We start from the raw sequence: 23,032 nt of genomic DNA on the forward strand, positions 1-23,032 counted from the left end.
CCGCGCACCAGCTCGGAGGCGTAACCCGAGTCGGTCGAGGCGCTCGCCATCTCCGAGAACTCGGAGCCCGCCGAGCGCAGCCCGCCAGCCAACCGCGTCTGCTGCGTGGCGGCCTGGCTGCTGAGCTCGTCGCCCACCTGGCCGAGGAACCGGCGAGCCTGGTCCTTGGTCTCCGACGCGACCGAGCGGGTCTCGTCCTTGGCCACGTCCACGACGTGCCGGCCGGCGTCCCCGGCATCCGAAGCGAGCGTGGAGACGTCGTCGCGGAGATCACCGGACCGGTCCGAGGTCGTGTCGTCGGCGGCGGTGACGCCGCCGGGCGTGTTCGACAGGGAACTGCTGGTCATCGTCTGCCCTCTTCCTGTATCTGGGCCGACGGGCTCGATGCCGCCATCGAGCAGCGACAGCCCGTCGGTTCGGGTTCGAACACGGTACGTAGCCCCGAGGAAGCCGATGAAGTCCCTTGCGATGGCCGACCTCGGCGCGTATAACCCGCGCGCGGGTGGATACGCGCGCAACGGCGGCTCGAGGGGCGCGTCTACTTGGCGTCGTCGTCGACGCCTCCAGGCCCCGGCGTGACCGGGCTCAACGGACGGTACGCGGCGCTGAGTGCGCTGCGGCGCGAGTTCGGAACGCGCACTGTGCCATGCCTCGGCGTGGAGTAACGACGGAACGCCGAGCCGACCGGCGCTCTCCGACTCGAGGACTCAGCCCACTGCCTGCCGGAGCATCGACTGATGGGCTGTCGGACTGGGCCAGCGCCGACCCGGCGCCCTTTCGGTGCCGCGGCAGGACTTGCGCATCAGCCTTCGCCGGCATCCGGCGCTGCCCCAGCCTGCACGGTCAATCGTCGCGCTGGAGTGACCCGCGTAGCAGTGAGCGTGCTGACCCGGACTCGTCGTGCTGACCCGGACTCGTAAAGGATGGAAACTGCAGTCCGGGCCAGCCAGTCGGGCCTGCTCCCCCGCGAGCCCGACACCCACATCGAATGTCACCCCCTCAGCGCTTGGTAGACCCTTGACAGGCCTGTCAACCCGGTTAGCCGGGTGCCGGCGGATGCGTAACCTTGCCACTCAACCTGAGAGGTGCACGCATGAGCTTGAAGCTGATCGCCTTGGCTGCGGTCGCCGCGCTCGCCTTGTCATCCTGCTCCACGTCGTACGACCAGGAAACGAAGGACGGTCTCCGTCAGCATGTCGTCACGGTGAGTGAAGCGAGCGCCGCCGGCGATTGGCCGACTGCGATCGCCGAGCTCGATGCGCTGGCATCCGAGGCGGCCGCTGCTTACAAGGCGGGGAAGATCGATGATGATCGCCTCGAGAACATCACCCTCGCCATGGAGCTCGTTCGTCAGGATCTCGATTCAGCAATCGCCGCCGCGGAACAAGAGGCCGAACGGATCCGACTCCAGGAGCAGCAAGCGCAACTGCAGGGCCAGATCGATCAACTGCAAGCAGAGACGGACAGCAATTCGGGACCGGAAGACGACCCCGGAAACCACGGGGAAAAGGCCGGGAAGAAGGACAAGGGCGGAGACCAGAAGGGTGGCGGCGAAGGCAAGGGAAAAGGCAAGGGCGATTAGGACGTCGGGCCAGTTGTCGCAGATCGCTGCAAGCCGGAAGGTCTTCACCGTGAAGAGGCGCTTCGCCGTTTGCCGTCCTCCATCCCGCAGAGGAAGTCGTAGGAGCACGTAGCCGGGCATCGAGCCCGGGAGCTGTGCTGCGAGAGGGACCTAGGCGCGTACCAGCAACATGAGGCCGACGACTGCCACGAGGATGATGACCACGACTCCCACCCCCTTGACGCCGCCGCCCTCCATTGTCGAGGTCGCCTCCACGAAGGCGACCAAAGCAGAGGACTGGGAACCGATGACCGGGCCTCAGCCTCCCCGGGCCGGGCTCCTCGCGGAACTGAAGCGACGGACGACTGCGCTTCGACACACCGTCAGGAGCTTGACGCCGTGGGAGATGCGGGATCTCTCCGCCTCGTACGAAGGCTTGGACTCGACTACTGAATCGCGGGGCATGCGGCTACTCAGGGCTGCGGTATCTGCGGAACCGCACAACCGGCTCGCTCAGCCATTCCCGGGCCGACCATCACCGGTGATCTCCTGCACGTCGACGCCGATCTGTACCGGTTGATCGGCCGGTACCGGAATGGGTCCGGTGTCCAGGTGCTCCGGAACGAGTTGGATGCCGCCGGTGCTGTTCGCCGACCGCATGAGCTCTTCGAGCCAGTCCCGATTGAGCTCCGGCGCTTCGGGCTCGTCGAAGACGAACCGGACCGGGATCGAGGGGTGGAGCCAGATGGTGGTGCGTCCGCGGGGCTGATCATCGGCGTGACGCCAGGAAAGGGTGAAGCTCTCACCACGGCGCAGTTTCGTGGTGATGGCGATCTTGACGTGAGCGAGTGCCCGATCATCGATGCCGATCGGCGTGCCGGAGTCTCCGTAGTAGAAGGTGCCCACGAGCACAGCGTACGCCCGGGTTAACGCCAGATGAAGGACGTCGCGGGCGATGGGTCGGGCACGAAGCGTGCGCGAAGGCGGCCTCCGATTGAGCGGCAGATCGTGACGCTCGATGCGATCGCGCAGCGGCGCCGCATGCGTCGGAGGATGCAATTCCCAGCCGGGTCCGAATTGGCGATGCAACCTTGACGGCTCGGCATTCGTCAAAGGAGCACGACCCTCCGTGACCCCGAATCGCACCATGGCGTGATGAGGCACCGAGCGTTGGAGGGCTTCACTATTACGGCCAACCAGCGCTCGTCGATGGAGGGGCTGAGGTGAGTCGCACCGGATCGTGAGCGTGGTGCGTGTCAAGGGGTGCGCGCCGAGGTGCGCTGGGAGGTACAACCGTATGGTCGGGGCATCGCGCACTGCGGGGCTGACCCGGGCCACTCAGATGGCCGACTCCTTGAGTCTCGCAATTGAGAATCGACGGACGTGTCGGTCGGGGGCGACTCAATCGAGCGGCAGCGAACCTGGATCGATCAGACGTAAGCGCAGACGGGAAGCACGCATGATGCAGGCGAGTATCAGGATCGAGGGGCGAGATCACTTTCTCCCTCCGGGCGACAGCGGTGATGCGATCATGGGCAGGATCACCGAGCAGGTGCGAGCCGGCGGCGGGTTCGTGGAGATCATTCGGACACCGGATCGTTCGGTGCGTGTTCTCGTCTCACCCGGTGTGAGCCTCTCCATCGAGGTCACCGACGTGGAGGACGAGCCATCGGAGCGCGACGTGGCGGTGGAGATGCCATGGCGACGGGAGGCATGGTTCAGCTCGATCGACGTGTTGTGAGCAGATAGCGGAAGCATCGTACGCGATCAAGCCCCCGGACGGTTCTCACCTGCGGGCAGCGCCTCGCGCTACCGTTTTTCGCGGGAGGGCCATGATGGGAAAACTGCATTACGGAAACCACGAATTCGAGATGGACGATCGACAGCTCGCCCATCTGCAGCTGATCATCGGCGTGAAGCTCCGCCGTGGTGAGAACTTCTTCATGGCCTGGAAGGCTCCCGCTTCGTCCGGCGAGGGGCGGCGTGCGGTCTGGATCGACAATGGTGTCCCGATTTTCTTCGAGTACTCCGGTGGCCGCGAACCGAAGTTGAACTTCGCGTGGGCTGAGAAGCTCGCGGATTCCGCGTCGAAGGGCGGCGGCCTCATCATCATGGCCGAGGACGTCCCGATCATGCCCGAAGCGACCAGCTGACGTCCGGCTGTCGGCCCGTCCGCCGCAGTCGCCGGGGGCGAACGCGTTGAAGGACGGGCCGGCACACCAGACGACTCAGCGTCTCGCCTTCGCGTGGCAGGGCGGCATTCCGTCAGTCAGTCGCCCGGGGTCCCCTGGCACGTTCGCCATGATCTGGACGCTCCCCGAGCCACCCACGGTCCGCAGCTGAAACGGCGCCGAGCTCCCCCAGTGCGACCCCGTCTCACGGTCGCTCCTTTCGCCCGTCCTGCAGACTCCGGATCATCTCCGCGATGCGAACGGGACGCTGCTCGGGGTTCCGCTTCGTCGAGTCGATCCACCGCAGCCAGCCATTGCGGTAGAACTGCGCCAGGGAGTCGAAGAACGCCGCGGCGTCCGGTGCTGCGTCGAGCGCCGCGGCGATGTCGTGCGCTAGGTCGGCACGCTGCGGTCCTTCAGGTTCCAGCACGACCTCGACCTCGGCCCCGTCGTAGAGTGGGATCCTCGTCCACGACGGTCCGAGCGTGATGACAGGTCCGTGCTCCCGCTTCTCGACGATGCCCCGCATCGAACAGCCGGCGACGGACCCGCGCACCGGGTGGCGCGGCTTCACACCCCACGCCTCGTCGGGGTCGAACGGGACCGGCACCACGGTGCGCCCGCGTCGGTCGACCGCGACCGTGGATCGGAAGCGCCGCTGCGTGCCCATGGGTCGTATCCTGCCACCCGGCGTTGGGCAGAGACTCCGAGCCCGGGGCGTTGCCCAGCCCAGCCGGCTGCTGAACTGCGTGCGGGTCAGGCGAGAGGGAACACGAGGAGCGAACTGCTCGCGGTGGCGACGATGCTTCCCTGAACGTCAGTGACTTCGCCTTCTGCGAAGATGACCCGCCTGCCCCGTTTGGTGACCCGGCCGATCGCCGTGAGCCTCCCGGCGGCGATCTGGACGGGACGGAGGTAGTTCACCTTGATCTCGATCGACGTGTAGCCGCTCCCTGCAGCAAGGGTCGAGTGCGCAGCGCAACCGAGCGCCGAATCGAGGATCGTGCACATCACGCCGCCGTGCACCGAGCCGATGGGGTTGTAGAGGGACTCGTCGGGTTCACACGAGAATGCGACGCGTCCGTCGTCCACCTCTTCCAACTGCATCAGCATGGGCGACGAGATCGGTGCGGGCGGGAGTTCACCGTCGCGAATCGCCCGCAGGAAGTCGAGGCCTGACATCCGCGGCAGCGCCGCGAGTCCTGAGCCGGTTTCGCTCCAACGGATCGTGCGTTCGCGCGCGTCGTCCGAAGATTCCCGTTCCACCTTGCTCCGCCCGTCCCTTCGCTGCTTCAGGCGCTGCCTCGCCTAGCTGAACTGTATGTCCCTCAGATCCACGGTGAGGGGCGTGCGCCGGGTATCTGGTGACCTGTCGAGTCTGCGGGTGTGCACCCGGCGCTTGGTGGGGACGGTGATGCCGTCGACCTCGACCTGGTCTTCGACGTACTGCGTCGTCGGGGAGTAATCGTTGACCTCGGGCTGCAGGTCCGTTCGCCTCAGATGGTACGCGTCATCGAAGTAGTACAGCTGCGTCTGATTGTGGCTGTCCAAGTCCTCGGGGAACGTCACACAGAGCCCTCGCCAATGCTCGCCGTGCTCGGCGTGCTCGTCGATCTCGCCGCTCGTGGTGCCCGGAAAGGCGAACACGAACGGCTCGACGAGGTAATGCCAGGTCGTATAGCAACGGAAGTACGCCATCTGCCCCTCGGTCCAGGGCGACCGCTGCGTGTACCCGCCGAAGGTCCGGCGAGGATCGTGCAGCTCCTCGATGACCTCGCCGTTGCGATCCATCACCATGATCCGATTCAGGGACCTGTCGAAGATCATCTGTCGCCCGCCGACGACATCGGTCTGCCGGATCCACTGCTCGTGCGCCCTGGCTTCCACGACCGCGGATCCGGCGAAGCTCGGGTGACCCTTGAGGTCCCAGAACGTGCCGCCGTACTCGACGGTGGCCGTGATGGTGGAAACGGAGGCGAACCGGGCCGCGCCATTCGCGTCCAGAACGTGTTCGAGCAATGACGTCATCAGGTTCCAGTCCCCAACCATCTCGGCGCGCGACCTGCGCGGCTTGCGGCGGCGAACGGCCGAAGACAACCGCGTCCTCGGGAGAGTCTCCTGCGGCGTGCCGATGGCGGCTACGCCCGGGGGCCATCCGTCCGGTGTCGGTCGTACCCCGCCGATGGGCGGGGAGCAATAGTGCCGCAGGATCCGTCTGAGGTATTCTCGGCTTCGAGAACAGTCGTCGAGGCGTGGGCTTGGGGGCCGCGATGGGACACGAGCAACTTCACGCGTGGGCGGTCCAGGTCCCGGGGGACGGGTACATCGAAGAGCGCAGGGTGTACTTCGACGCGAATGGCGCGCGAGTCGAGCTTCAGCTCGACGTGGTGTGGAACGACGGAACGCGCTCGACCCAGGTCACGACCTTCCACTCCGACGGCGGCAGCGCAACCGAGGGCGAGCTGGAGTATCCCGACGACACGCAAGCCTCGATCCGATTTCGCGACGACGGAACTTGGGAGATCGATCACCGGCAACTGGGCTCGGATGACATCACGACGTGGCGCTACAACGCGGACGGCTCCGCGCTCGTCAAGGAAGTGCGGCCCTGCCACGATCTCGAGTCCCACGGCGGCGTGATGAAGACCTGGAACGTGCGCCCTGATGGCTCACTGCTCGGAACGTTCGACATGTGGGAGGACCTCGTTCAGCACGCGCAAGGTCGTCATCACAACATCCACACACGGCGATATCCCGACGGCACGTGGGCAGTGACGATTCAGGAGGCGGACGACTCCGGCCACGTCCTCCACGAGAAGCAAACGACCCACCAGCCTCCGGGTCCAGCGGCTGCGCCTCCGCCGACCTCAGCCGCGCCGATCGTTCCGACGGCTGCCACAACCGCAGATGCGTCGCGGTTCGGCATCTTCGGCACATCGAGATTGCCCGAACCATCGTTGGCCATGGGTGCCGGATGGGAGGGTTCTGCGCCTCCCCCGGTTGCCCACATTACGGATCGGTGGCATGAATACCCGCCGGGAATCGTGACGTACCTGGGTTCAGACGTCTCCCTCGACGAGTAGGCGCACGGTCACTCGAAGGTGGTTCCGGGACAGTCGTCGTCTTTTCCCCTCGTCATGCCGGTCGAGGGGTAGACAGGGCGAAGAATGAAGGGGGGCGGCCATGGTCACACCGCCGGAAGACACGGCTCCGAACACGATCGTGCTGATCCACGGATTCTGGGTCACACCACGCAGCTGGGAGGACTGGAAACGGCACTATGAAGCCAAGGGATACACGGTACTCACGCCGCCGTACCCCGGGTTCGAGGTCGAAGTCGAGGCGCTCCGTGCTGATCCCACCCCGATCGAGCAGCTCGAGGTGTCGGACATCATCGGCAAGCTCGAGGACCTGATCAGGGGACTCGACCGCCCGCCGATCATCATGGGCCATTCAGCAGGCGGAGCGTTCACCCAGATCCTCCTCGATCACGGGCTCGGTGCGGCCGGAGTGGTGATCAACTCGGCGCCGACCGAAGGCGTCAAGGTGATCCCGTTGTCCGAGATCAAGTCGTCGTTCCCGGTCCTGAAGAACCCCGCGAACCGACACAAGGCGGTCGGCCTCACCCCCGAGCAGTGGTACGAGATCTTCGCGAACACGTTCGGCGAGGAGCGATCCCGGGAGCTCTACGACCGGTACCACATCCCGGCCTCCGGCAAGATCTTCTGGGGAAGCGCGCTCGCGAACATCCATCCGGGCAAGGACGACACGTACGTGAACTACCACAATGACGCGCGGCCGCCGCTGCTGTTCATCTCAGGGAAGCAGGACCCGCTGTTCCCGCCGAAGGTGGGCCATTCGAACGCCAAGCACTACAAGGCGGAAGGGACGGTCACCGAGATCGTGGAGCGCGACGGACCACATCTCCTGCCCGCGATCCCCGAATGGGAGGCCCTCGCGGACTTCGCACTCGATTGGGCCCTGAAGGCCGAGGAAGAAGCACGGGAAGCCGGGATGCGGCTCAACTAGCCGTTCTGCCCGTCCGTTCGCGGTCCGTACGGAACCACCTCAGCCGGAGAGTGCAGCGAACCCCAGCCCCGGCCCACCTTGTCCCAGCATCGCCCGCAGGCCCTTCCGGGATTCGACACCGAGCTTGGTGAAGACCTTCCCGAGATGCCACTCGACGGTGCGCGGGCTGATGAAGAGTTGAGCCCCGATCTCGGGATTGCTTCGGCCCTCCACGGCCAGCCGGGCGATGAGCGCCTCCTGTGCAGTGAGTTCGTTCGCGGTGTCGAACCTGCGTGCGCGAACGGTCTCGCCGGTCGCGGCCAATTCGCGTCGCGTGCGGTCGGCGAATCCTTCCATGCCCGCCTCGGTGAAGAACTCGAGGGCCGGGCGCAATTGTTCGCGCGCGTCGACGCGCCGGCCGGTGCGGCGGAGCCATTCGCCGTAGAGCAGCTGCGTCCGGGCGAGCGCCATGCGGATGCGCGTGCGACCGAGCCGATCCGTCGACTCGCGGTACCAGGCCTCGGCGGCGTCATCGCCGGCGAGCAGTGCGCGGCAACGCGCCAAGACGCCGAGCGACCAATCGCTGGCGCTGACGTCGGCGATCTCGGCCAGGTGGTCGACCGCGGGAATTGCTCGGTCAGCCTGGTCTACGCGTACCGCCGCCTCGATCAGTTCCGGATAGACCCAGGTCGACAAACCGAGTTCGAACGGATGCTCGGCCGCACGCTCCGCCGCAGCCAGGGCTTCTTCGTAGCGCCCGTAGCTGTTCAGGAAGACCGAGCTCGTCAGTTCCGTGCCCATGAGCCAGATGCCCTCACCGCGTGCCGTGACGTCGGAGCGGCTGGCGTCGATGAGCGCGCGCGCCTCCCTCTCGTTTCCACGCCACGCGGCGAGCAGGAACGCGATGTGCGGGCTCAGTTCGTTGCCCGTGGCCGTCGTCACCGCCTCCGCCTCGACGGCCAGCGCGAGCGCCGCTGCGAGATCCCCGGTGAACAGCTCGACGCTGACTCGCTCCATGAGGGCGATGGGCAGCATCGCGAGCGCGCCGGTGCGTCGCGCGAGTTCGACCTGTCGATCGGTGAGCTCCAACCAGCTGAGGTCATCGCCCAGCGCGCGCGCCGCGCGGGCGGCCGGCCACAGCCATCGCAGAGCGTCTTCGTCGCTGAACGGCTCGCTCCGCATTGCGTCGAGTGCGCGGCGAAGGATCGGGACGCCGGCGGCGTACCCCTGTTCGACAAGGGTCGCGAGCCCATCGAGGAGCAGTTCTGAAGCCGAGGGCCGTCGTCTCCCGGAATCGTTCCAGCGTGCATCGATGATCGCCCGAGCCACGTCATCGAGTGCTGCACCGACGTCTGCCAGGCGCCCGGCGAACAGCGCGGCCGTGAACGCATCGAGATAGGTCGCTCGCGCAAGGGGCGCGTTCAGGGGCTCGAGCCTTTTCGCCGCGAGAAGCAGGAGCGATGGAGCTTCGCGACCGCGCGTCGAAGCAAACGAGATCTGTGCTCCGAGCAGTTGCGCTCGGGCGTCATCCAGGTCGCTGAGCGGTCCGGTGCGGGCGAGCGCGAGCATCGCGTGCGCCCTGTCGGTGGATCCGGCCTGAAGTCGCGCAGACGCGGCGGCGAGGGCCCGGCGAGCACGCCGTCCGGGGTCGGGGGTCAGTTCCATCGATCGTTCGAGGAACGCAGCGGCCGACGCCCAGCCAGCGTGCGATTGCGCTCGTTCTGCGGCGAGTTCGAGGTCCGCTGCGACGTCTTCGTCCAGACCGCTCGCGGCCACGCCCTGGTGCCATACCCTGCAATCCGCATTCGCATCGCCGATCATCGCTTCGGCGAGGACCTGGTGCGCCTTCCTCCGATCCCGCTCGGTGGCTGCGCGATAGACCGCCGACCGCATCAGTGGGTGGCGGAATCGAACCTGACCGCCCAGTTCCAGAAGGCCCGCATCCTGTGCAGGTTCGGCGGCAGCAACCGGGATGGCCGCGAGCGTCGCGGCTCGCCACAGCAGGGTCACATCCCCCATCGGTTCCGCGGCTGCGATCAGCAGCAACTCGCGCGTGGCTGCAGGAAGCTCTTCCATGCGGCGGGCGAAGCCCGATTCGATCCGACTGGAGAGCGAGCCGCGCTCGACGGCCACGATTCCGAAGCCGAACTCCGGACGATCGAGCTCGAGCGGCAGCTCGACGAGGGCGAGTGGGTTGCCACGCGCTTCCGCGAGGATGCGGCTTCGTACTCGCTGATCGAATGGCCCCGCCACAACCGAATCGAGCAGGTCTGCGGCATCTTCCTCGGCGAGGCCGTGGACGCCGAGGGCCGGGATGGCATCGAACGCATCGCCCTGCGCGCTCGGGATGCCGGAATCGCGGACGGCGAAGACGATCGCGATTCGCTCCGCGGCCAAGCGTCGGGACACGAAGGTCAGCACCTGGGCGGACACGGTATCGATCCATTGCGCATCGTCGAGGATGCAGAGCACGGGGGTCGTCTCAGCCACCTCCGCGAAGAGACCCAGTACAGCGAGCCCGACCAGGAATCGATCAGGACGCTCTCCCCCGCGTGATCCGAAGGCTGTGTCGAGGGCGTGTCGCTGAGGCTCGGGAAGGTGAGGTGCGGCATCGAGGAAGGGTGTGCACACTTGCTGCAGGATCGCGAAGGAGAGGTCGACCTCGGACTCCACGCCTGTGGCTCGCGAGATCACGAACCCGTTCGCGCGCTGCGCGAGGTATCCGAGCAGGGCGGACTTCCCGACGCCGGCCTCGCCGCGGAGCACGAGGACCTCACTGTTCCCGGAGGCCGCGCTCGCCAGGAGTCGGTCCAGCTCAGCACACTCGTCGCGCCTGCCTCGCAGTGCGCGGCTCGCCTCGATACTCATGTGCATCCCACCGCCGGTTCCGACAGTAGAGATCGGGGTCTGCGCAGGCAAGAGGTCTGGATGTTTCAGACCCGGGCGCGGCCGGGGACCTGGACCCGGGCATCGCCCGGGCGCGACGCCGTCGCGTCCGGACGAATGTTGGTGGCATCACAACGAGATCTCTTGGAAGGGGATCATGATGAACACCACAACCAACACCGTCACCAGCTGGGCGATCGACACGGAGACCACCCTTCGCGATGGCTACGCCCAGATCGGCGACGTCAACCTGCACTATGTCGAGGCGGGTGCCGGACCGCTCGTGGTCCTGCTCCACGGCTTCCCGGAGTTCTGGTACAGCTGGCGGCTGCAGATCGCAGCGCTCGTCAAGGCCGGCTACCGAGTCGTCGCGCCGGACATGCGCGGCTACAACCTGTCGTCGAAGCCCGCCGAGTTCACCGACTACACGGCGGACAAGCCGGCAGCCGACATCCGAGGCCTCATCCGTGAGATCGGTACCGAGTCGGCGATGGTCGTCGGCCACGACTGGGGCGGATCGGTCGCGTGGACCCTCGCGATGAACCACCCAGAGGTCGTCGATCGCCTCGTCATCCTGAACGCGGCTCACCCGCGCAAGCTGAACGAGGGGCTGAAGAGCCCGCGTCAGCTCCTCCGCAGCTGGTACTTCTTCTACTTCCAGCTGCCCGGGTCGCCCGAGCGTCGTGCCGCCCGCAACGGGTGGAAGTTCTTCAAGGGCTTCCAGCGGGACGCTCGCCCGTCGTACACGGAGCAGGAGAACGAGCGGTACGTCGAGGCGTGGTCCCAGCCCGGGGCCGCGAAGGCGATGATCGACTACTACCGCGCCGCCGTCCGCCTGGGCTCGAAGCAGAAGGTGCTTCCCATCTCGGCGCCCACCCTGGTCATCTGGGGACAGGGCGATCGGTACCTCGGCCCGACGCTCGCTGAGCCGCACATCGAGGACGTCCCCAACCTCTACGGAGTCGAGCGCTTGCCGGACGCGTCGCACTGGGTGCACCACGACGAGGCTGAGCGCGTGAACCACCTGCTCATCGACTTCCTCTCCCCCGCCCTCGGGCGCCAGACCAGCCGATGAACCAGTCGCCCGAAAGGGCGGCTCATCCAAGGCAGCACGACCCCGAACACCGTGTGGGCCGCCGCCGGCAACACCTGGCGGCGGCCACCCGGATCGGGGCGCGGGCCCCGCGAGAAGACACCTTCATCAACGGCGAGGCGGACCGTCCCACTCGCCTGCAATCCATGAGGAGTACATCATGAGCACGACTGAGCCTCGGTCAGAGGCGAACAACCACGACGACGCGTCGATCCGTCCATTCACGATCGGATTCCCGCAGTCGGACCTCGACGACCTGCACCGCCGCGTGCGGGAGACGCGCTGGCCGGAACGGGAGATCGTCGGCGACGCCTCGCAGGGCGTGCAGCTCGACGTCGTGAAGGCGCTGGCCGAACGCTGGCTGAACGGTCACGATTGGCGAGCCGTGGAGGCCCGCCTGAACCGGCTGCCGCAGTTCATCACCCGCATCGACGGCGTGGACATCCACTTCATCCACGTGCGCTCAGCGCATGAGGGTGCCCTGCCGATGATCGTCACGCACGGCTGGCCGGGTTCGATCATCGAGCAGCTGAAGATCGTGGGTCCGCTCACGGATCCCACCGCGCACGGCGGGAGCGCCGTGGATGCGTTCGACCTCGTCATCCCGTCGCTGCCCGGGCACGGCTTCTCGGGCACGCCCACCGAACCCGGCTGGGACCCGATCCGCATCGCGAAAGCGTGGATCGAGCTGATGCGACGGCTCGGGTACGAGCGCTATGTCGGCCAGGGCGGTGACTGGGGCAACGCCGTGACCGAGCAGATGGCGCTGCTCGAGCCCGACGGGCTCGTCGGCATCCACACCAACATGCCCGCGACCGTTCCGACCGCGATCCAGGCGGCGTTGGACAACGGCGACCCGGCGCCCGCCGACCTCTCCCCCGAGGAGCGTGGAGCGTGGGACCAGCTCGCGTTCTTCTACGCGCACGGGCTCGGGTACGCGCAGGAGATGGCCAACCGGCCGCAAACGCTCTACTCGATCGGGGACTCGCCGGTCGGGCTCGCGGCCTGGATGCTCGACCATGACGCCAGCAGCTACGCGATGATCGCACGGGCGTTCGCCGGAGAACCCGAAGGCCTCACTCCCGACGACGTCCTGGACAACGTGACCCTGTATTGGCTCACGAACACGGCGGTTTCCTCGGCACGGCTGTACTGGGAGAGCAAGCTCGCGTTCTTCGCGCCGAAGGGCGTGACGCTGCCGACCGCGGTCAGTGTCTTCCCCGACGAGATCTACGCGGCTCCGCGGAGCTGGGCGACTGCCGCTTACCCGAACCTCATCCACTTCAACAGGCTCGACCGCGGCACGCACTTCGCGGCGTGGGAACAGCCCGAGCTGTTCTCGCAGGAGATCCGAGACTCCTTCCGGACCCTTCGGTGAGTCAAGATCGAGGCCCCATCATCCAGGGAGAGGCCGGTGAGCCCGAGATCGGGGTCACCGGCCTCGGGCGTCATGACGCGGTCGGGCTCCCCTCTCGGTCGTCAGACTTCGACGCGTGATCCCATCAGGATGGTGCGCTCGCGGGGAAGGTTGAAGTATTGCGCGGCATCCGCGGCGCCGCGTGCAGTTGCGAGGAAGAGGGTCGCGCGCCATTGTGCGAGACCGGGAACGTTGCTGCGGTGCAGATCGATGGTGGACAGGAAGTAGGAGGCGTCCTCGAGATCGTGCGGGATCTCGGGGTCGTCGCTCTGCAGCGTCCGGAGCGTGGCGGGCACGTCGGGCGCCTCCATGTAGCCGAACCGGGCGCGGACGAGCACGATGCCGTCGTCGGTGAAGCGCAGGCCATCGGTGGTGAGGCGTTCGTCGGCTGCGACCGTGGGCGTCTGCGCGGTCTCGATCGAGAGGATCACGACGTGCTCATGCAGGGAGTGGAGGTGTTCCACGCAGGCGCGCATGGCGAGCGGGGTCGTGTCGGCGCTGCGGTTGAGGAACACGGCTGTGCCGGGAACGCGTACGACCGGGATCCGACGGTCGTGCAGTTCCTCGAGGAATGTGGAGAGCGGTCCCTCCTCGAGTTCCCGCTGCGTCGTGACCTGCTGGCGTCCGCGGTACCAGGTCATGAGGATGGTGAAGGCGACGATGCCGATCGCCAGCGGCAGCCACGCGCCGTGGGTGAGCTTGGTGAGGTTCGCGGCGAAGAAGAGCCCCTCGAACGCGAGCAGCAGCCCGCCGGCGACGATGACGAGCCAGAGTGGCGATCGCCACGCCTTCCGCGCGTAGTACAGGAAGAGCGTGGTGCTGATGATGATCGTGCCCGTCACGGCCATGCCGAACGCGTACGCGAGCGCCGCCGACTCCTGGAACGTGAGCACCAGGACGATGACCGCCACCAGCAGGATCCAGTTGATGATCGGCACGTAGATCTGCCCGATCCGATGCGATGACGTGTGCTCGATGCGCAGGCGCGGCAGGTACCCGAGCTGCACGGCCTGACGCGCGACCGAGAACGCGCCGGTGATCACGGCCTGCGACGCGATGACCGTCGCCGCCGTCGCGAGCACGACCATGGGAAGCTGCAGGGGCTCGGGGATGAGCATGAAGAACGGACTCGCGAGCGTCGCCGGATCGTCGAGCACGAGCGCACCCTGTCCGAAGTAGCTGAGCACGCAGGCCGGGAACACGAGGACCAGCCATGCTCGAGCGATGGGACTCCGACCGAAGTGACCGAGGTCGGCGTACAACGCCTCGGCGCCGGTGATCGCGAGCACCACCGCCGCAAGGGCGAAGAATGCGATCCCCGGATTCGCAACGCCGAACCCGATCGCATACGTCGGCGACAGGGCGAGCAGGATCTCCGGCTCACGAGTGATCCCCAGGATCCCGAGGGCACCGATCGCGACGAACCACACGATCATGATCGGACCGAACGCGCGGCCGACCGCACCGGTGCCGAAGCGTTGCACCAGGAACAGCGCGATGATGATGACGACGGTGATCGGGATCACCCAGTCGGCCAGGGTCGGCGCGGCCACCTTCACTCCCTCGACCGCCGAGAGCACCGAGATCGCCGGGGTGATCATGCTGTCGCCGAAGAACAGCGCCGCGCCGAAGATCCCGAGCGCGACGAGCATCGACTTCACCCGCCGGCTGCCCGCCGCGGTCTTCTGGCCGACCAGCGTGAGCAGCGCCATGATGCCGCCCTCGCCCTCGTTGTCGGCGCGGAGGATGAACCCGACGTAGGCGATCGTCACGATGATCGTGACCGACCAGAAGATGAGCGAGACGATGCCGTAGACGTTGTCGGTCGACACCGGCACGGGATGCGGGTCCTCGGGGTTGAACACGGTCTGCATCGTGTAGATCGGGCTCGTGCCGATGTCACCGAACACGACTCCGAGCGCGCCCACGCCCAAGGCCAACCTGCCGAGCCCAACCCTCGCATCGGTACGCGATGTCGTTGCAGTCATGTCGCCTCCCAGTGGCGGTGATCAGATTCCTCCCCTTCACGCGCGGCGTCAATGCTGGGAGTTGCGGGCGTCCGCGTCCGAGACTTGCGAGGGTATCCGAGATTGATCGGATGGTCGCGGATGCGTCGGGAAAGCAGCTGACCGGGACCCGGGCATCGGCCCGGGAGTGACCCGGGCGCCATGCGCGCACACGGGAGAGATCGTAGTTGCGAGCTCGGAACGATCTGGTCCGGGCGAAGGATCGGTCGGCCGTGAGGTCACCGCTCATCCCAACTCAGAAGGAGAACGACCATGCCTACCCAGAACACCATCACCAGCACGACTCGGACCGACCGGGTCGCCGTCCAAGGCGACGACCTCGTATTCGACGTCCGCGGAAGCGGAGACCCGATCGTGCTGCTGCCCGGAACACCGGGTGACGCGACCGCCTACGGCCTGATCGCCGACCCGCTGTCCATCGATCGCACTGTGATCACATATGACCCCCGCGGATTCGGACGGAGCACAGGACGTGAGCCGCGGCGGTACGAAATCGGCCAGCAGGCCGGCGACGTCGTCGAAGTCCTGCACGCCGCGGGATTCGAGCGCGCACTCATGTTCGGAAACAGTGCGGGAGCCGAAGTCGGACTCGAGCTCGCGAAGAATCACCCGGACAGTGTTGAGGGCCTCGTCCTGCACGAGCCTCCCGTGATCCGCGTCCTACCCGACGCCGACGTGTTCCAGCGAAAGGTCGCCGAGATCTACCGAACCGCATGGACCGAAGGACCGAAGCAAGCGTTCCTGGACTTCCTCCTGCTCACGCAGCTGCCGTTCAACGCGGGCGAGCCGTTCACGCAGGCCGAGATCGACGCCATCCGCCCGAACGCCGACGCCCTACCCGGATTCGACTTCGCCGACTTCTACGTGAAGTACCAGATGCTGCCGCTCACGAACTACGCGCCCGACCTCGCCGCCATCGCGGAGAACGGCGTCAAGGTCGTGCTCGGCGCCGGCGAGCTGAGCCTCGACCTTCCGTTCGGTCGCACGTCGCGCCGAATCGCCGACGAGCTTCGCGTTCCGTTCACGACCTTCCCTGGCCACCACGGCTCCTACACCGTTCCCACGACCGCCGGTGCCTGGCTGATCGCGCTCCGCGAGGCTCTCGCCTCGCTCTGAAGCGCATCCGACACGAAAGGAAACCAGAATGTCCGACATCTCCTCACCGCTGTCGAGCGGCGCGTCGCCGGACACCGCCAACGGGTTCGGCGAGCTGCGCCACGTCGACGCGGGCGAGCTGAACATCGCCTACGTCGATGCCGGCCCCAGCGATGGCACGACCGTGCTGCTGCTCCACGGCTGGCCGTACGACATTCGGAGCTTCGCCGAGGTCATACCGCGTCTCACCGAAGCCGGATACCGGGTGCTCGCTCCATACCTGCGTGGACACGGCGGAACCGTCTTCCGCGATGCGGGCACCCCTCGCAACGCGCAGCAATCCATACTCGCGGCGGATGCCATCGCGTTCCTCGATGCGCTCGGCATCGAACATGCGATCGTCGGCGGGTTCGACTGGGGCGCCCGCACCGCCGACATCCTTGCGGTGCTGCACCCCGAGCGCACGATCGGGCTCGTCTCCGTGAGCGGCTACCTCATCGGCAGCCAGGCGGCCGGAGCAGTACCGTTGCCGCCGGAAGCGGAGCTGCAGTGGTGGTACCAGTACTACTTCGCCACCGAGCGCGGACGGGCCGGTTACGACCGGTACCGCCGCGACTTCGCGAAGCTGGTCTGGCGACTCGCGTCGCCGCAATGGGCATTCGACGACGCGACCTTCGAGGCCAGCGCCGTCGCACTCGACAACGCCGACCACGTCGACATCGTGATCCACAACTACCGCTGGCGCCTCGGTCTCGCGGACGGCGATCCGCGCTACGCCGAAGTGGAGGACCGCCTGGCCCAGGCCCCCCGGATTTCCGTACCTACGATCACCCTCGAGGGCGATGCCAACGGTGCGCCCCATCCGGATGCCTCCGCCTTCGCGGCGAAGTTCACCGGGCCGTATGCGCATCGGGTGATCACAAGAGGCGTCGGCCACAACCTGCCGCAGGAAGCGCCCGCCGCGTTCGCGCAGGCGATCATCGACGTCGGGAACATGCAGCAGTGATCGCGAGCCGAATCGGCAGCCACCGTGCTTCATGACATCCCAAGCGCTCGCTCCGCCAAGCCCGAACAAGACGAGTTGAGATCGCGCGTCGGGCGCGGCGGAACGTGGCGTATTCCCAGAGCGCCGCGAATGCGCTGCGAATGCAGCGAATAACTACGTGCTGGCGGCTGCCGCGGCGGCGTCCGCGTCGGCCCGGGCTTGAGCGGCTGCGAGCACGTAGTACTCCGCCTCTTCAAGTGCGTAGACCGCCCAGTCGATGGCGGCGGCGGCGTCATACTCGGCCTGATCGGCCGCCCTGTCAGCCCGCTTCGCCTTCCTGCCGGCCTGTCGGGCCTCCATGTCCGCTTTCATCTCCGCGAAGCCGTCGGACACCGATTTCTGCAGATCTGCCCAACCGGCTGCGACGGACTCCGCATCGGCCTGAGCTTGTGCGTCGATGTCGCGTTGCGCTTGATCGAGTGACGTTCGGAGCTCGGTGAGTCGGGCTTGGACTTTCGCTTGGTTCTCGGTGTGCAACTCCTCTGCCGATTCTTCGAGGTGCTTTGCTTGGTCGCTGAGCTTGCTCAGCTGATCGGAGAGCGCCATGATCCGCTTCCTTCCGTGCCGATATCGACAATCTCTCGGGCAGGTCGGACGCGCACGAATCGCACGCCAACCGCAGCGGCCGAAGCGCATGTAGCAATTCGCGGACCGGTCGCTGATGTACGTCGATCGACGAGGACTGCCCTCGGCCGGAGTCGGACGCCGTTCGGCGGAGGGACACTCACAACGTACCCCCGCCTCAGTCACGCCACTATCCCCCAACACCTGCCTTGGCGATGCAACTTTGAGCTGTCCGAGAGAAGAGTGGAAGAACGCGCATTCACCCCCATCACTAGGGCACCAATCCGTATGCGTACCCCCTCCTTTCGACGCTCCGTGTTCGCGTCATTCCTCTCGCGCGATGCCGTGGATCTTGTGTTCTCTTGTTGTCATTCCCTGTCCTGCTGTCCCTGCTCTACTTCCCAACCTCCCCCACGAAGAACGAAGGATGATCGGGGGAGGTTGGGAAGCGCGCGAAGCGCGGCAGGGGCGGCAGGACAGCGAACGAAGCGGGTGATCCGTTCGCTTGCCTATTGCGGCCGATGAACAGGCAAACGTACGACCCCTCAATGCAGCGCACTCCTGCTGGCATCGGACGGATCCGGTGAAGGCGCGACCGCTCCCTCCGGACTGCGCACACAGGTCGATGAAGTCGCTCAGCCTGCGCGACCAGTGCCGCGACGTCCTGCCCACGAGCGTCCGTCACCTACAGACAGGTGCTCCCGCTGGGATTCGAACCCAGACTTCGGCGAGTTTAAGTCGCCTGCCTCTGCCAGTTGGGCTACGGGAGCGCGGCGCCGCCCCGAGGGGCGACGCCGCGTCAACACTACTTCGCGGAGGCCGCGATCACTTGGCGGCGACCGGCTCGGCCTTCGCGTCGGCCTTCTCCGCCTCGGCCTTCGCCGGCTTGGCGTCGGCTGCGGCCTTCACGGCCTTGGGCGCTGCCGTGCCGGATGCCACGGCGGGAGCCGGTGCCGGCGCAGCGGCGGCCGGCGGCTTCGGGCGCGCGGCGAACTGCTCGAACTGGGCGCGCGGCTGCTGGAGCGCCGAGAGCGACACGATGTCGCGGCCGAGCCAGAAGTTGTTCCACCAGCCCCAGAACACGCGGAACTTGCGCTCCCAGCTGGGCATGGCGAGACCGTGGTAGCCGCGGTGAGCGAACCACGCGAGCAGGCCCTTGATCGCGAGCTTGCCCGACTGGAACACGCCCGAGCCGATGCCGAGGCCGGCGACCGCGCCGAGGTTCTTGTGGAAGTACTCCTTGGGCTCCTCGCCGCGGAGCACGGCCACGATGTTCTTCGCGAGGAGCTTGCCCTGGCGCACGGCGTGCTGCGCATTCGGCACGCAGTAGCCGCCGACACCGCCGCCCGACAGGTCGGGCACGGCGGCGATGTCGCCGGCCGCCCAGGCGTCGGGCACGAAGTCGTCCTCGTCGCCGACGCGCAGGTCGGCACGGGTCATGATTCGGCCGCGCTCCTCGACGGGGAGGTCGCTCGAGCGCACGATGGCCGGGTTGGCCATGACACCCGCGGTCCAGACGATGAGGTCGGACTCGAAGGTCTCGCCTGTCGAGAGCTCGATCTTGCCGTCGACCGCGCTCGTGAGCTGCGTGTCGAGGTGGATCTCCGCGCCGCGCTGCGCAAGGTGCTTGATGACCCAGTGGCTGGTCTCGAGCGACACCTCGGGCATGATGCGGCCCATGGCCTCGATGAGGTGGAAGTGCGTCTCGTCGAACGTGAGCTGCGGGTAGTACTCGAGCAGCGCGCTGGCGAACGAGCGGAGCTCGGCGAAGATCTCGATGCCCGCGAAGCCGCCGCCGACGACGACGAACGTGAGCAGGCGCTCGCGCTCGGGACCGGGCGGGAGGTTCGACGCCTTGTCGAAGTTGCTGAGCACGCCGTCGCGGATCGCAACGGCCTCCTCGATGGCCTTCAGGCCGATCGCGTTCTCGGCGATGCCGGGGATCGGGAAGGTGCGCGACACCGCGCCGCCCGTCACCACGACGACGTCGTACTCGAACTCCCACGGCTCACCCAGCTCGGGCGTGATCGTGGCGGTCTTCGACGCGTGGTCGATGCGGGTGACCTTGGCCGTGACGACGTTGGTCTTCTTCAGGTGCCGGCGCTGCGAGACGACCGCGTGACGGGGCTCGATCGAACCCGCGGCGACCTCGGGAAGGAACGGCTGGTACGTCATGTACGGGAGCGGGTCGACGATCGTGACCTCGGCCTCGCCCGCGCGCAGCCACTTCTCGAGCTTCCACGCTGTGTAGAAACCCGCATAGCCGCCACCGACGATGAGAATCTTGGGCACGGTGAATGGACTCCTCAGTATCTGTTGCTTGCGATCACTGCTCGCGAGTGCGGACAGTCCGCCTGGTATGCCGAGTGGCGCCGATGCCCAACAGCGCTGCTAGCGTACCAAATCCGGCGACCAACGAGAGCGGCACCGTGATATAGGCGAGCGTCCACGCCGTGGGCAGGAGGGTCTTCGCCTCGTCGGATCGTGGCAGCGGAGGGTCGGCGACCGGCACGACCTCCTCGGAATCGTCGCCGCCCTCCGAGGTCGGGGCATCCGCGCGCCGGTGCAGGGTGATCCACTCCGTGAGGCTGCCGAGCGGGTTGTCCTCGATCTCGGGAACGTCGGCGGTGAGCGCCGGAACGGGGTCGATGATGCCCCATCCATACAGCGGGCTCGGCACCGACTGGCCGTGCGGATCGGCCGTCCGAATGAGTCGTTCGATGACGTTCGCGGCGCTCAGGTCGGGGAACTCGCTGCGAACGAGGGCCGCTAGCCCCGACACGATCGGGGCTGCGGCGCTCGTGCCGCTCCACTGCACGTAGCTGCCGTCGGGCAGCACCCCGACGAGGTCCTCGCTCGGGGCGGCGACCGCGATCGTGATGCCCTGCGAGCTGGCGTCGAAGCTCGCGTTCTTCTCCTTGTCGACCCCCGCCACCGTCAGCACGCCGGGGATCGTGGCCGGCGCACCCACCTCGCTCGTGCCGCTCCCTCGGTTGCCGGCGGCGGCGACGACCACCACGTCATGCTCGAACGCGTAAAGGAACGCGTTGTCCCAGCTCTCGGGCCAGTCCCGCGTGTTCCGGGTGAGCGACATGTTGATGATGTCCGCGCCGCTGTCGACCGCCCACTTCACGGCCTCGGCGATCTGGTCGTCGTTCGACTTCTCGGCGCCGGTGTCCTGCCCGAAGGCGACGGAGACGGTGAGCAGGTCGGCCTGCGGGGCGATGCCGATCACGCCGTTGCCCTCGCCGGTGCCGCGTCCGGCGAGGAGCGAGGCCACCATCGTGCCGTGGTTGGGATCGTCGCCCACGGGCGTCTGCCCGTCGGGAGTGCCGATGCCCGAGACATCCGTGCCGCCGACGACGGCGCCCTTCAACTCGGCGACGTTGCCGTTCACGCCCGTGTCGATGATCGCGACGGTGACGCCGTCCCCGCGCGAGGTGTTCCACGCCGTGGTGAAGCCGTAGTCGTTGAGCCAGTACTCGAGGTCGCGCACGGTGTCGGCGTGTGCCGGCGTCGCGCCCAGGAGCGCGATCGACGTCGCGACGGCGGCGACGGCGGCCGCCCGCACCGCGACGGCGAGGGGTCGGACGCGTCGGGCGCGACGCGTCACGCGCGCCCTCCGGTGTCGTCGTCGGCCGGGTCCTCGGGGTCGGGCACGTCGACGCCGTAGTCGGGGCACTGGCACACCTCGGGCGTCCACGTCGAGCGCTCGAGCGCGATATCGCCGATCGGGTTCGCGCCCGGTCCGGCCGAGAGGGCGTGCGCCGCGAGGGCGTGCAGGCATTTCACGCGCGTCGGCATGCCGCCGGCCGAGATGCCGGCGAGCTCGGCGACGACCGCGATCGACTCGCGGTCGGCGAGGTAGTCCGCGTGCGCCTGCTCGTACCCGGCGCGCACCTCGGCGTCGGCCGCGAGCAGGTCGTTGCACTCGACCATGACCTGCGCGGCCTCGAGGAACGACATCGCCGCGGTCGCGACCGGATGCGTCAGGTAGTAGAACGTCGGGAAGGGCGTGCCGTCCGACAGGCGCGGCCGCGTGGCGACCACGGTCGGCGCGCCGCACACGCAACGCGCGGGGATGCCCACGACGTCGCGCGCCTGGCGACCCAGCTGCGCCGAGACGATGCGGATGTCGCGCTCGCTCACGGGCGCGAACGGCGGCCTCATCGTCCGCTCCCCTCGGCCGGCGCGCCGACGGGCGCGTCCGCAGGAGTGTCGGCGGGTGCGTCCGCCGGATCCGTCGGCGCGGGAGCGAGCCCCGCGGTCATCACGGAGTCCAGCAGGGTGCGCATCCAGTCGCCCTTCGATTCGGTCACTTCGGCCGAGACGGCGGCGGTGGCATCCGCCTTCGCCGCCTCGGTACGGTCGTCGATGACGAGGTAGCTCACCTCACCCGGCATCACGTAGTACAGCCGCTCGCGGGCCTGGGTCATGATGAACGTCTCGTCGTTCCAGCGTTCGCGCTCGCCGCGCAGGCGCTGCACCTCCGCCTCCTGCGCGGAGACGGCGGCGCGCAGCTCCGCGATCTGCTGGCGCTGCTGCGCGAACGCCGCGATCGTCGGCGCGAGCACCACCACCGCGAGCACGAGCACACCCATCATGATGAGCGAGAACCCTGAGAATCGGATGCCGCTGAGCCACCCCGCGCGATCGGTCGAAGCCGCCCCGCCCGACCCCGTGTTCGAGCGGGCCTTCGGCGGGCGGGTCCGGCCGTTGCCGCCGCGACCCGGGCGTGACGTCTTCGACGCGGATGCGGAGGCCGCGCCCTTCGCGGCCTTCGTTCCGCGGGCGCCCTTGGCGGGAGTGGCCGGCTTGCTTCCGGCGGCGGACGTTGCGGCCGTGGCCGGCTTCGACGCCGTCGGCTTCGAGCTCGTGGTCGGCGCGCCCTTCGGAGTGGCGCCCGTCGCGGCATCCGACTTCGACGCCTTCGGCGCCTTCGACGGCGTGGGCTTCGCCTTCGCCGGGGCCGCCGACGCCGCCGAGCGCTTCGCGGCCGACGCCGCCGCGGCATCCGACTTCGACGTGCCGGGGACCGCGCCGGGACGACCCGGGACGGCGGGACGACGGGGCACGCCCGACGAGCGCGGAGGGCGCGGAGCGTCCGGATGCATCGCCCCTCCTCACCGACCCGGGAAAGGAGAACGGGGGCGGCCTCACGGCCG

The 23,032-nt window shown here is 67.6% G+C and carries 21 protein-coding genes and 1 tRNA gene; 9 read left to right on the forward strand and 13 right to left on the reverse strand.

Going from position 1 to position 23,032, the window contains the following annotated elements; genetic code table 11:
- The coding region (locus ACFVN5_RS18780) for a hypothetical protein (RefSeq protein ID WP_376957274.1) at positions 1 to 347 on the reverse strand (347 nt) is incomplete at its 3' end.
- Between the two features lie 746 nt (positions 348 to 1,093).
- Between ACFVN5_RS18780 and ACFVN5_RS18785 the strand changes: the two genes are divergently transcribed.
- Positions 1,094 to 1,582: a hypothetical protein gene (locus ACFVN5_RS18785; RefSeq protein ID WP_376957276.1), complete on the forward strand. Its 489-nt coding sequence runs from the start codon at positions 1,094 to 1,096 to the stop codon at positions 1,580 to 1,582.
- Positions 1,583 to 2,074: 492 nt separating this feature from the next.
- Here the strand turns inward: ACFVN5_RS18785 and ACFVN5_RS18790 are convergent, their stop codons facing one another.
- Positions 2,075 to 2,467, reverse strand: coding sequence for a hypothetical protein (locus ACFVN5_RS18790; protein ID WP_376957278.1), 393 nt, complete (start codon positions 2,465 to 2,467; stop codon positions 2,075 to 2,077).
- Positions 2,468 to 3,020: 553 nt separating this feature from the next.
- Here ACFVN5_RS18790 and ACFVN5_RS18795 point away from each other — a divergent pair.
- A complete protein-coding gene (locus ACFVN5_RS18795) occupies positions 3,021 to 3,302 on the forward strand; it encodes a hypothetical protein (protein ID WP_376957280.1) in 282 nt (93 codons plus the stop codon).
- A 130-nt stretch (positions 3,303 to 3,432) separates the two neighbouring features.
- Positions 3,433 to 3,714, forward strand: a complete 282-nt coding sequence (locus ACFVN5_RS18800; protein ID WP_376957282.1) for a hypothetical protein — start codon at positions 3,433 to 3,435, stop codon at positions 3,712 to 3,714.
- Between the two features lie 223 nt (positions 3,715 to 3,937).
- Here ACFVN5_RS18800 and ACFVN5_RS18805 read toward each other — a convergent pair whose 3' ends face one another.
- From ACFVN5_RS18805 to ACFVN5_RS18815, 3 genes are all read right to left on the reverse strand, one after another.
- A complete protein-coding gene (locus tag ACFVN5_RS18805) occupies positions 3,938 to 4,402 on the reverse strand; it encodes a YdeI/OmpD-associated family protein (RefSeq protein WP_376957284.1) in 465 nt (154 codons plus the stop codon).
- An 86-nt stretch (positions 4,403 to 4,488) separates the two neighbouring features.
- Positions 4,489 to 4,998: a PaaI family thioesterase gene (locus ACFVN5_RS18810; protein WP_376957286.1), complete on the reverse strand. Its 510-nt coding sequence runs from the start codon at positions 4,996 to 4,998 to the stop codon at positions 4,489 to 4,491.
- Positions 4,999 to 5,040: 42 nt separating this feature from the next.
- Complete coding sequence (locus ACFVN5_RS18815; RefSeq protein WP_376957288.1) at positions 5,041 to 5,760, reverse strand: hypothetical protein; 720 nt, start codon at positions 5,758 to 5,760, stop codon at positions 5,041 to 5,043.
- 311 nt (positions 5,761 to 6,071) lie between these two features.
- Between ACFVN5_RS18815 and ACFVN5_RS18820 the strand changes: the two genes are divergently transcribed.
- Positions 6,072 to 6,815 (forward strand): hypothetical protein, encoded by a 744-nt coding sequence (locus ACFVN5_RS18820; RefSeq protein ID WP_376957290.1) that lies wholly within the window; start codon positions 6,072 to 6,074, stop codon positions 6,813 to 6,815.
- Between the two features lie 100 nt (positions 6,816 to 6,915).
- The gene (locus ACFVN5_RS18825) at positions 6,916 to 7,761 is read left to right on the forward strand and encodes an alpha/beta hydrolase (protein WP_376957292.1); all 846 of its coding nucleotides are present in this window, start codon (positions 6,916 to 6,918) and stop codon (positions 7,759 to 7,761) included.
- A gap of 39 nt (positions 7,762 to 7,800) precedes the next feature.
- On the opposite strand, the gene ACFVN5_RS18830 is transcribed toward ACFVN5_RS18825, so the two are convergent.
- Positions 7,801 to 10,608: an AAA family ATPase gene (locus ACFVN5_RS18830; RefSeq protein WP_376957294.1), complete on the reverse strand. Its 2,808-nt coding sequence runs from the start codon at positions 10,606 to 10,608 to the stop codon at positions 7,801 to 7,803.
- Positions 10,609 to 10,786: 178 nt separating this feature from the next.
- Here ACFVN5_RS18830 and ACFVN5_RS18835 point away from each other — a divergent pair, with 178 nt between their 5' ends.
- Both ACFVN5_RS18835 and ACFVN5_RS18840 read left to right on the forward strand, forming a co-directional pair.
- Positions 10,787 to 11,701, forward strand: a complete 915-nt coding sequence (locus ACFVN5_RS18835) for an alpha/beta fold hydrolase (RefSeq protein WP_376957296.1) — start codon at positions 10,787 to 10,789, stop codon at positions 11,699 to 11,701.
- Between the two features lie 178 nt (positions 11,702 to 11,879).
- Positions 11,880 to 13,097 (forward strand): epoxide hydrolase family protein, encoded by a 1,218-nt coding sequence (locus ACFVN5_RS18840; RefSeq protein ID WP_376957298.1) that lies wholly within the window; start codon positions 11,880 to 11,882, stop codon positions 13,095 to 13,097.
- Between the two features lie 101 nt (positions 13,098 to 13,198).
- Here ACFVN5_RS18840 and ACFVN5_RS18845 read toward each other — a convergent pair whose 3' ends face one another.
- Positions 13,199 to 15,064, reverse strand: a complete 1,866-nt coding sequence (locus ACFVN5_RS18845; protein ID WP_376957299.1) for a potassium transporter Kup — start codon at positions 15,062 to 15,064, stop codon at positions 13,199 to 13,201.
- A gap of 351 nt (positions 15,065 to 15,415) precedes the next feature.
- Here ACFVN5_RS18845 and ACFVN5_RS18850 point away from each other — a divergent pair, with 351 nt between their 5' ends.
- A complete protein-coding gene (locus ACFVN5_RS18850; protein ID WP_376957301.1) occupies positions 15,416 to 16,279 on the forward strand; it encodes an alpha/beta fold hydrolase in 864 nt (287 codons plus the stop codon).
- A 28-nt stretch (positions 16,280 to 16,307) separates the two neighbouring features.
- Positions 16,308 to 17,264 (forward strand): alpha/beta fold hydrolase, encoded by a 957-nt coding sequence (locus tag ACFVN5_RS18855; protein WP_376957303.1) that lies wholly within the window; start codon positions 16,308 to 16,310, stop codon positions 17,262 to 17,264.
- A 153-nt stretch (positions 17,265 to 17,417) separates the two neighbouring features.
- On the opposite strand, the gene ACFVN5_RS18860 is transcribed toward ACFVN5_RS18855, so the two are convergent.
- The 6 genes from ACFVN5_RS18860 to ACFVN5_RS18885 form a co-directional block, all read right to left on the reverse strand.
- Positions 17,418 to 17,849 (reverse strand): hypothetical protein, encoded by a 432-nt coding sequence (locus tag ACFVN5_RS18860; protein WP_376957305.1) that lies wholly within the window; start codon positions 17,847 to 17,849, stop codon positions 17,418 to 17,420.
- 714 nt (positions 17,850 to 18,563) lie between these two features.
- Positions 18,564 to 18,637: transfer RNA gene (locus tag ACFVN5_RS18865), tRNA-Leu, on the reverse strand.
- Positions 18,638 to 18,692: 55 nt separating this feature from the next.
- Positions 18,693 to 20,159 carry an NAD(P)/FAD-dependent oxidoreductase gene (locus tag ACFVN5_RS18870; RefSeq protein ID WP_376957307.1) on the reverse strand — a complete coding sequence of 489 codons (1,467 nt, stop codon included), beginning with the start codon at positions 20,157 to 20,159 and terminating at the stop codon, positions 18,693 to 18,695.
- Between the two features lie 34 nt (positions 20,160 to 20,193).
- A complete protein-coding gene (locus tag ACFVN5_RS18875) occupies positions 20,194 to 21,480 on the reverse strand; it encodes a S8 family serine peptidase (RefSeq protein ID WP_376957309.1) in 1,287 nt (428 codons plus the stop codon).
- Positions 21,477 to 22,037 carry a DUF501 domain-containing protein gene (locus ACFVN5_RS18880; protein ID WP_376957311.1) on the reverse strand — a complete coding sequence of 187 codons (561 nt, stop codon included), beginning with the start codon at positions 22,035 to 22,037 and terminating at the stop codon, positions 21,477 to 21,479. Before ACFVN5_RS18880 ends, ACFVN5_RS18875 begins: the two co-directional genes overlap by 4 nt.
- Positions 22,034 to 22,981 carry a septum formation initiator family protein gene (locus ACFVN5_RS18885; protein WP_376957313.1) on the reverse strand — a complete coding sequence of 316 codons (948 nt, stop codon included), beginning with the start codon at positions 22,979 to 22,981 and terminating at the stop codon, positions 22,034 to 22,036. Before ACFVN5_RS18885 ends, ACFVN5_RS18880 begins: the two co-directional genes overlap by 4 nt.
- Positions 22,982 to 23,032: the final 51 nt, after the last annotated feature.

It is taken from the genome of Agromyces sp. NPDC057865, assembly GCF_042796995.1.
Lineage (GTDB): Bacteria > Actinomycetota > Actinomycetes > Actinomycetales > Microbacteriaceae > Agromyces.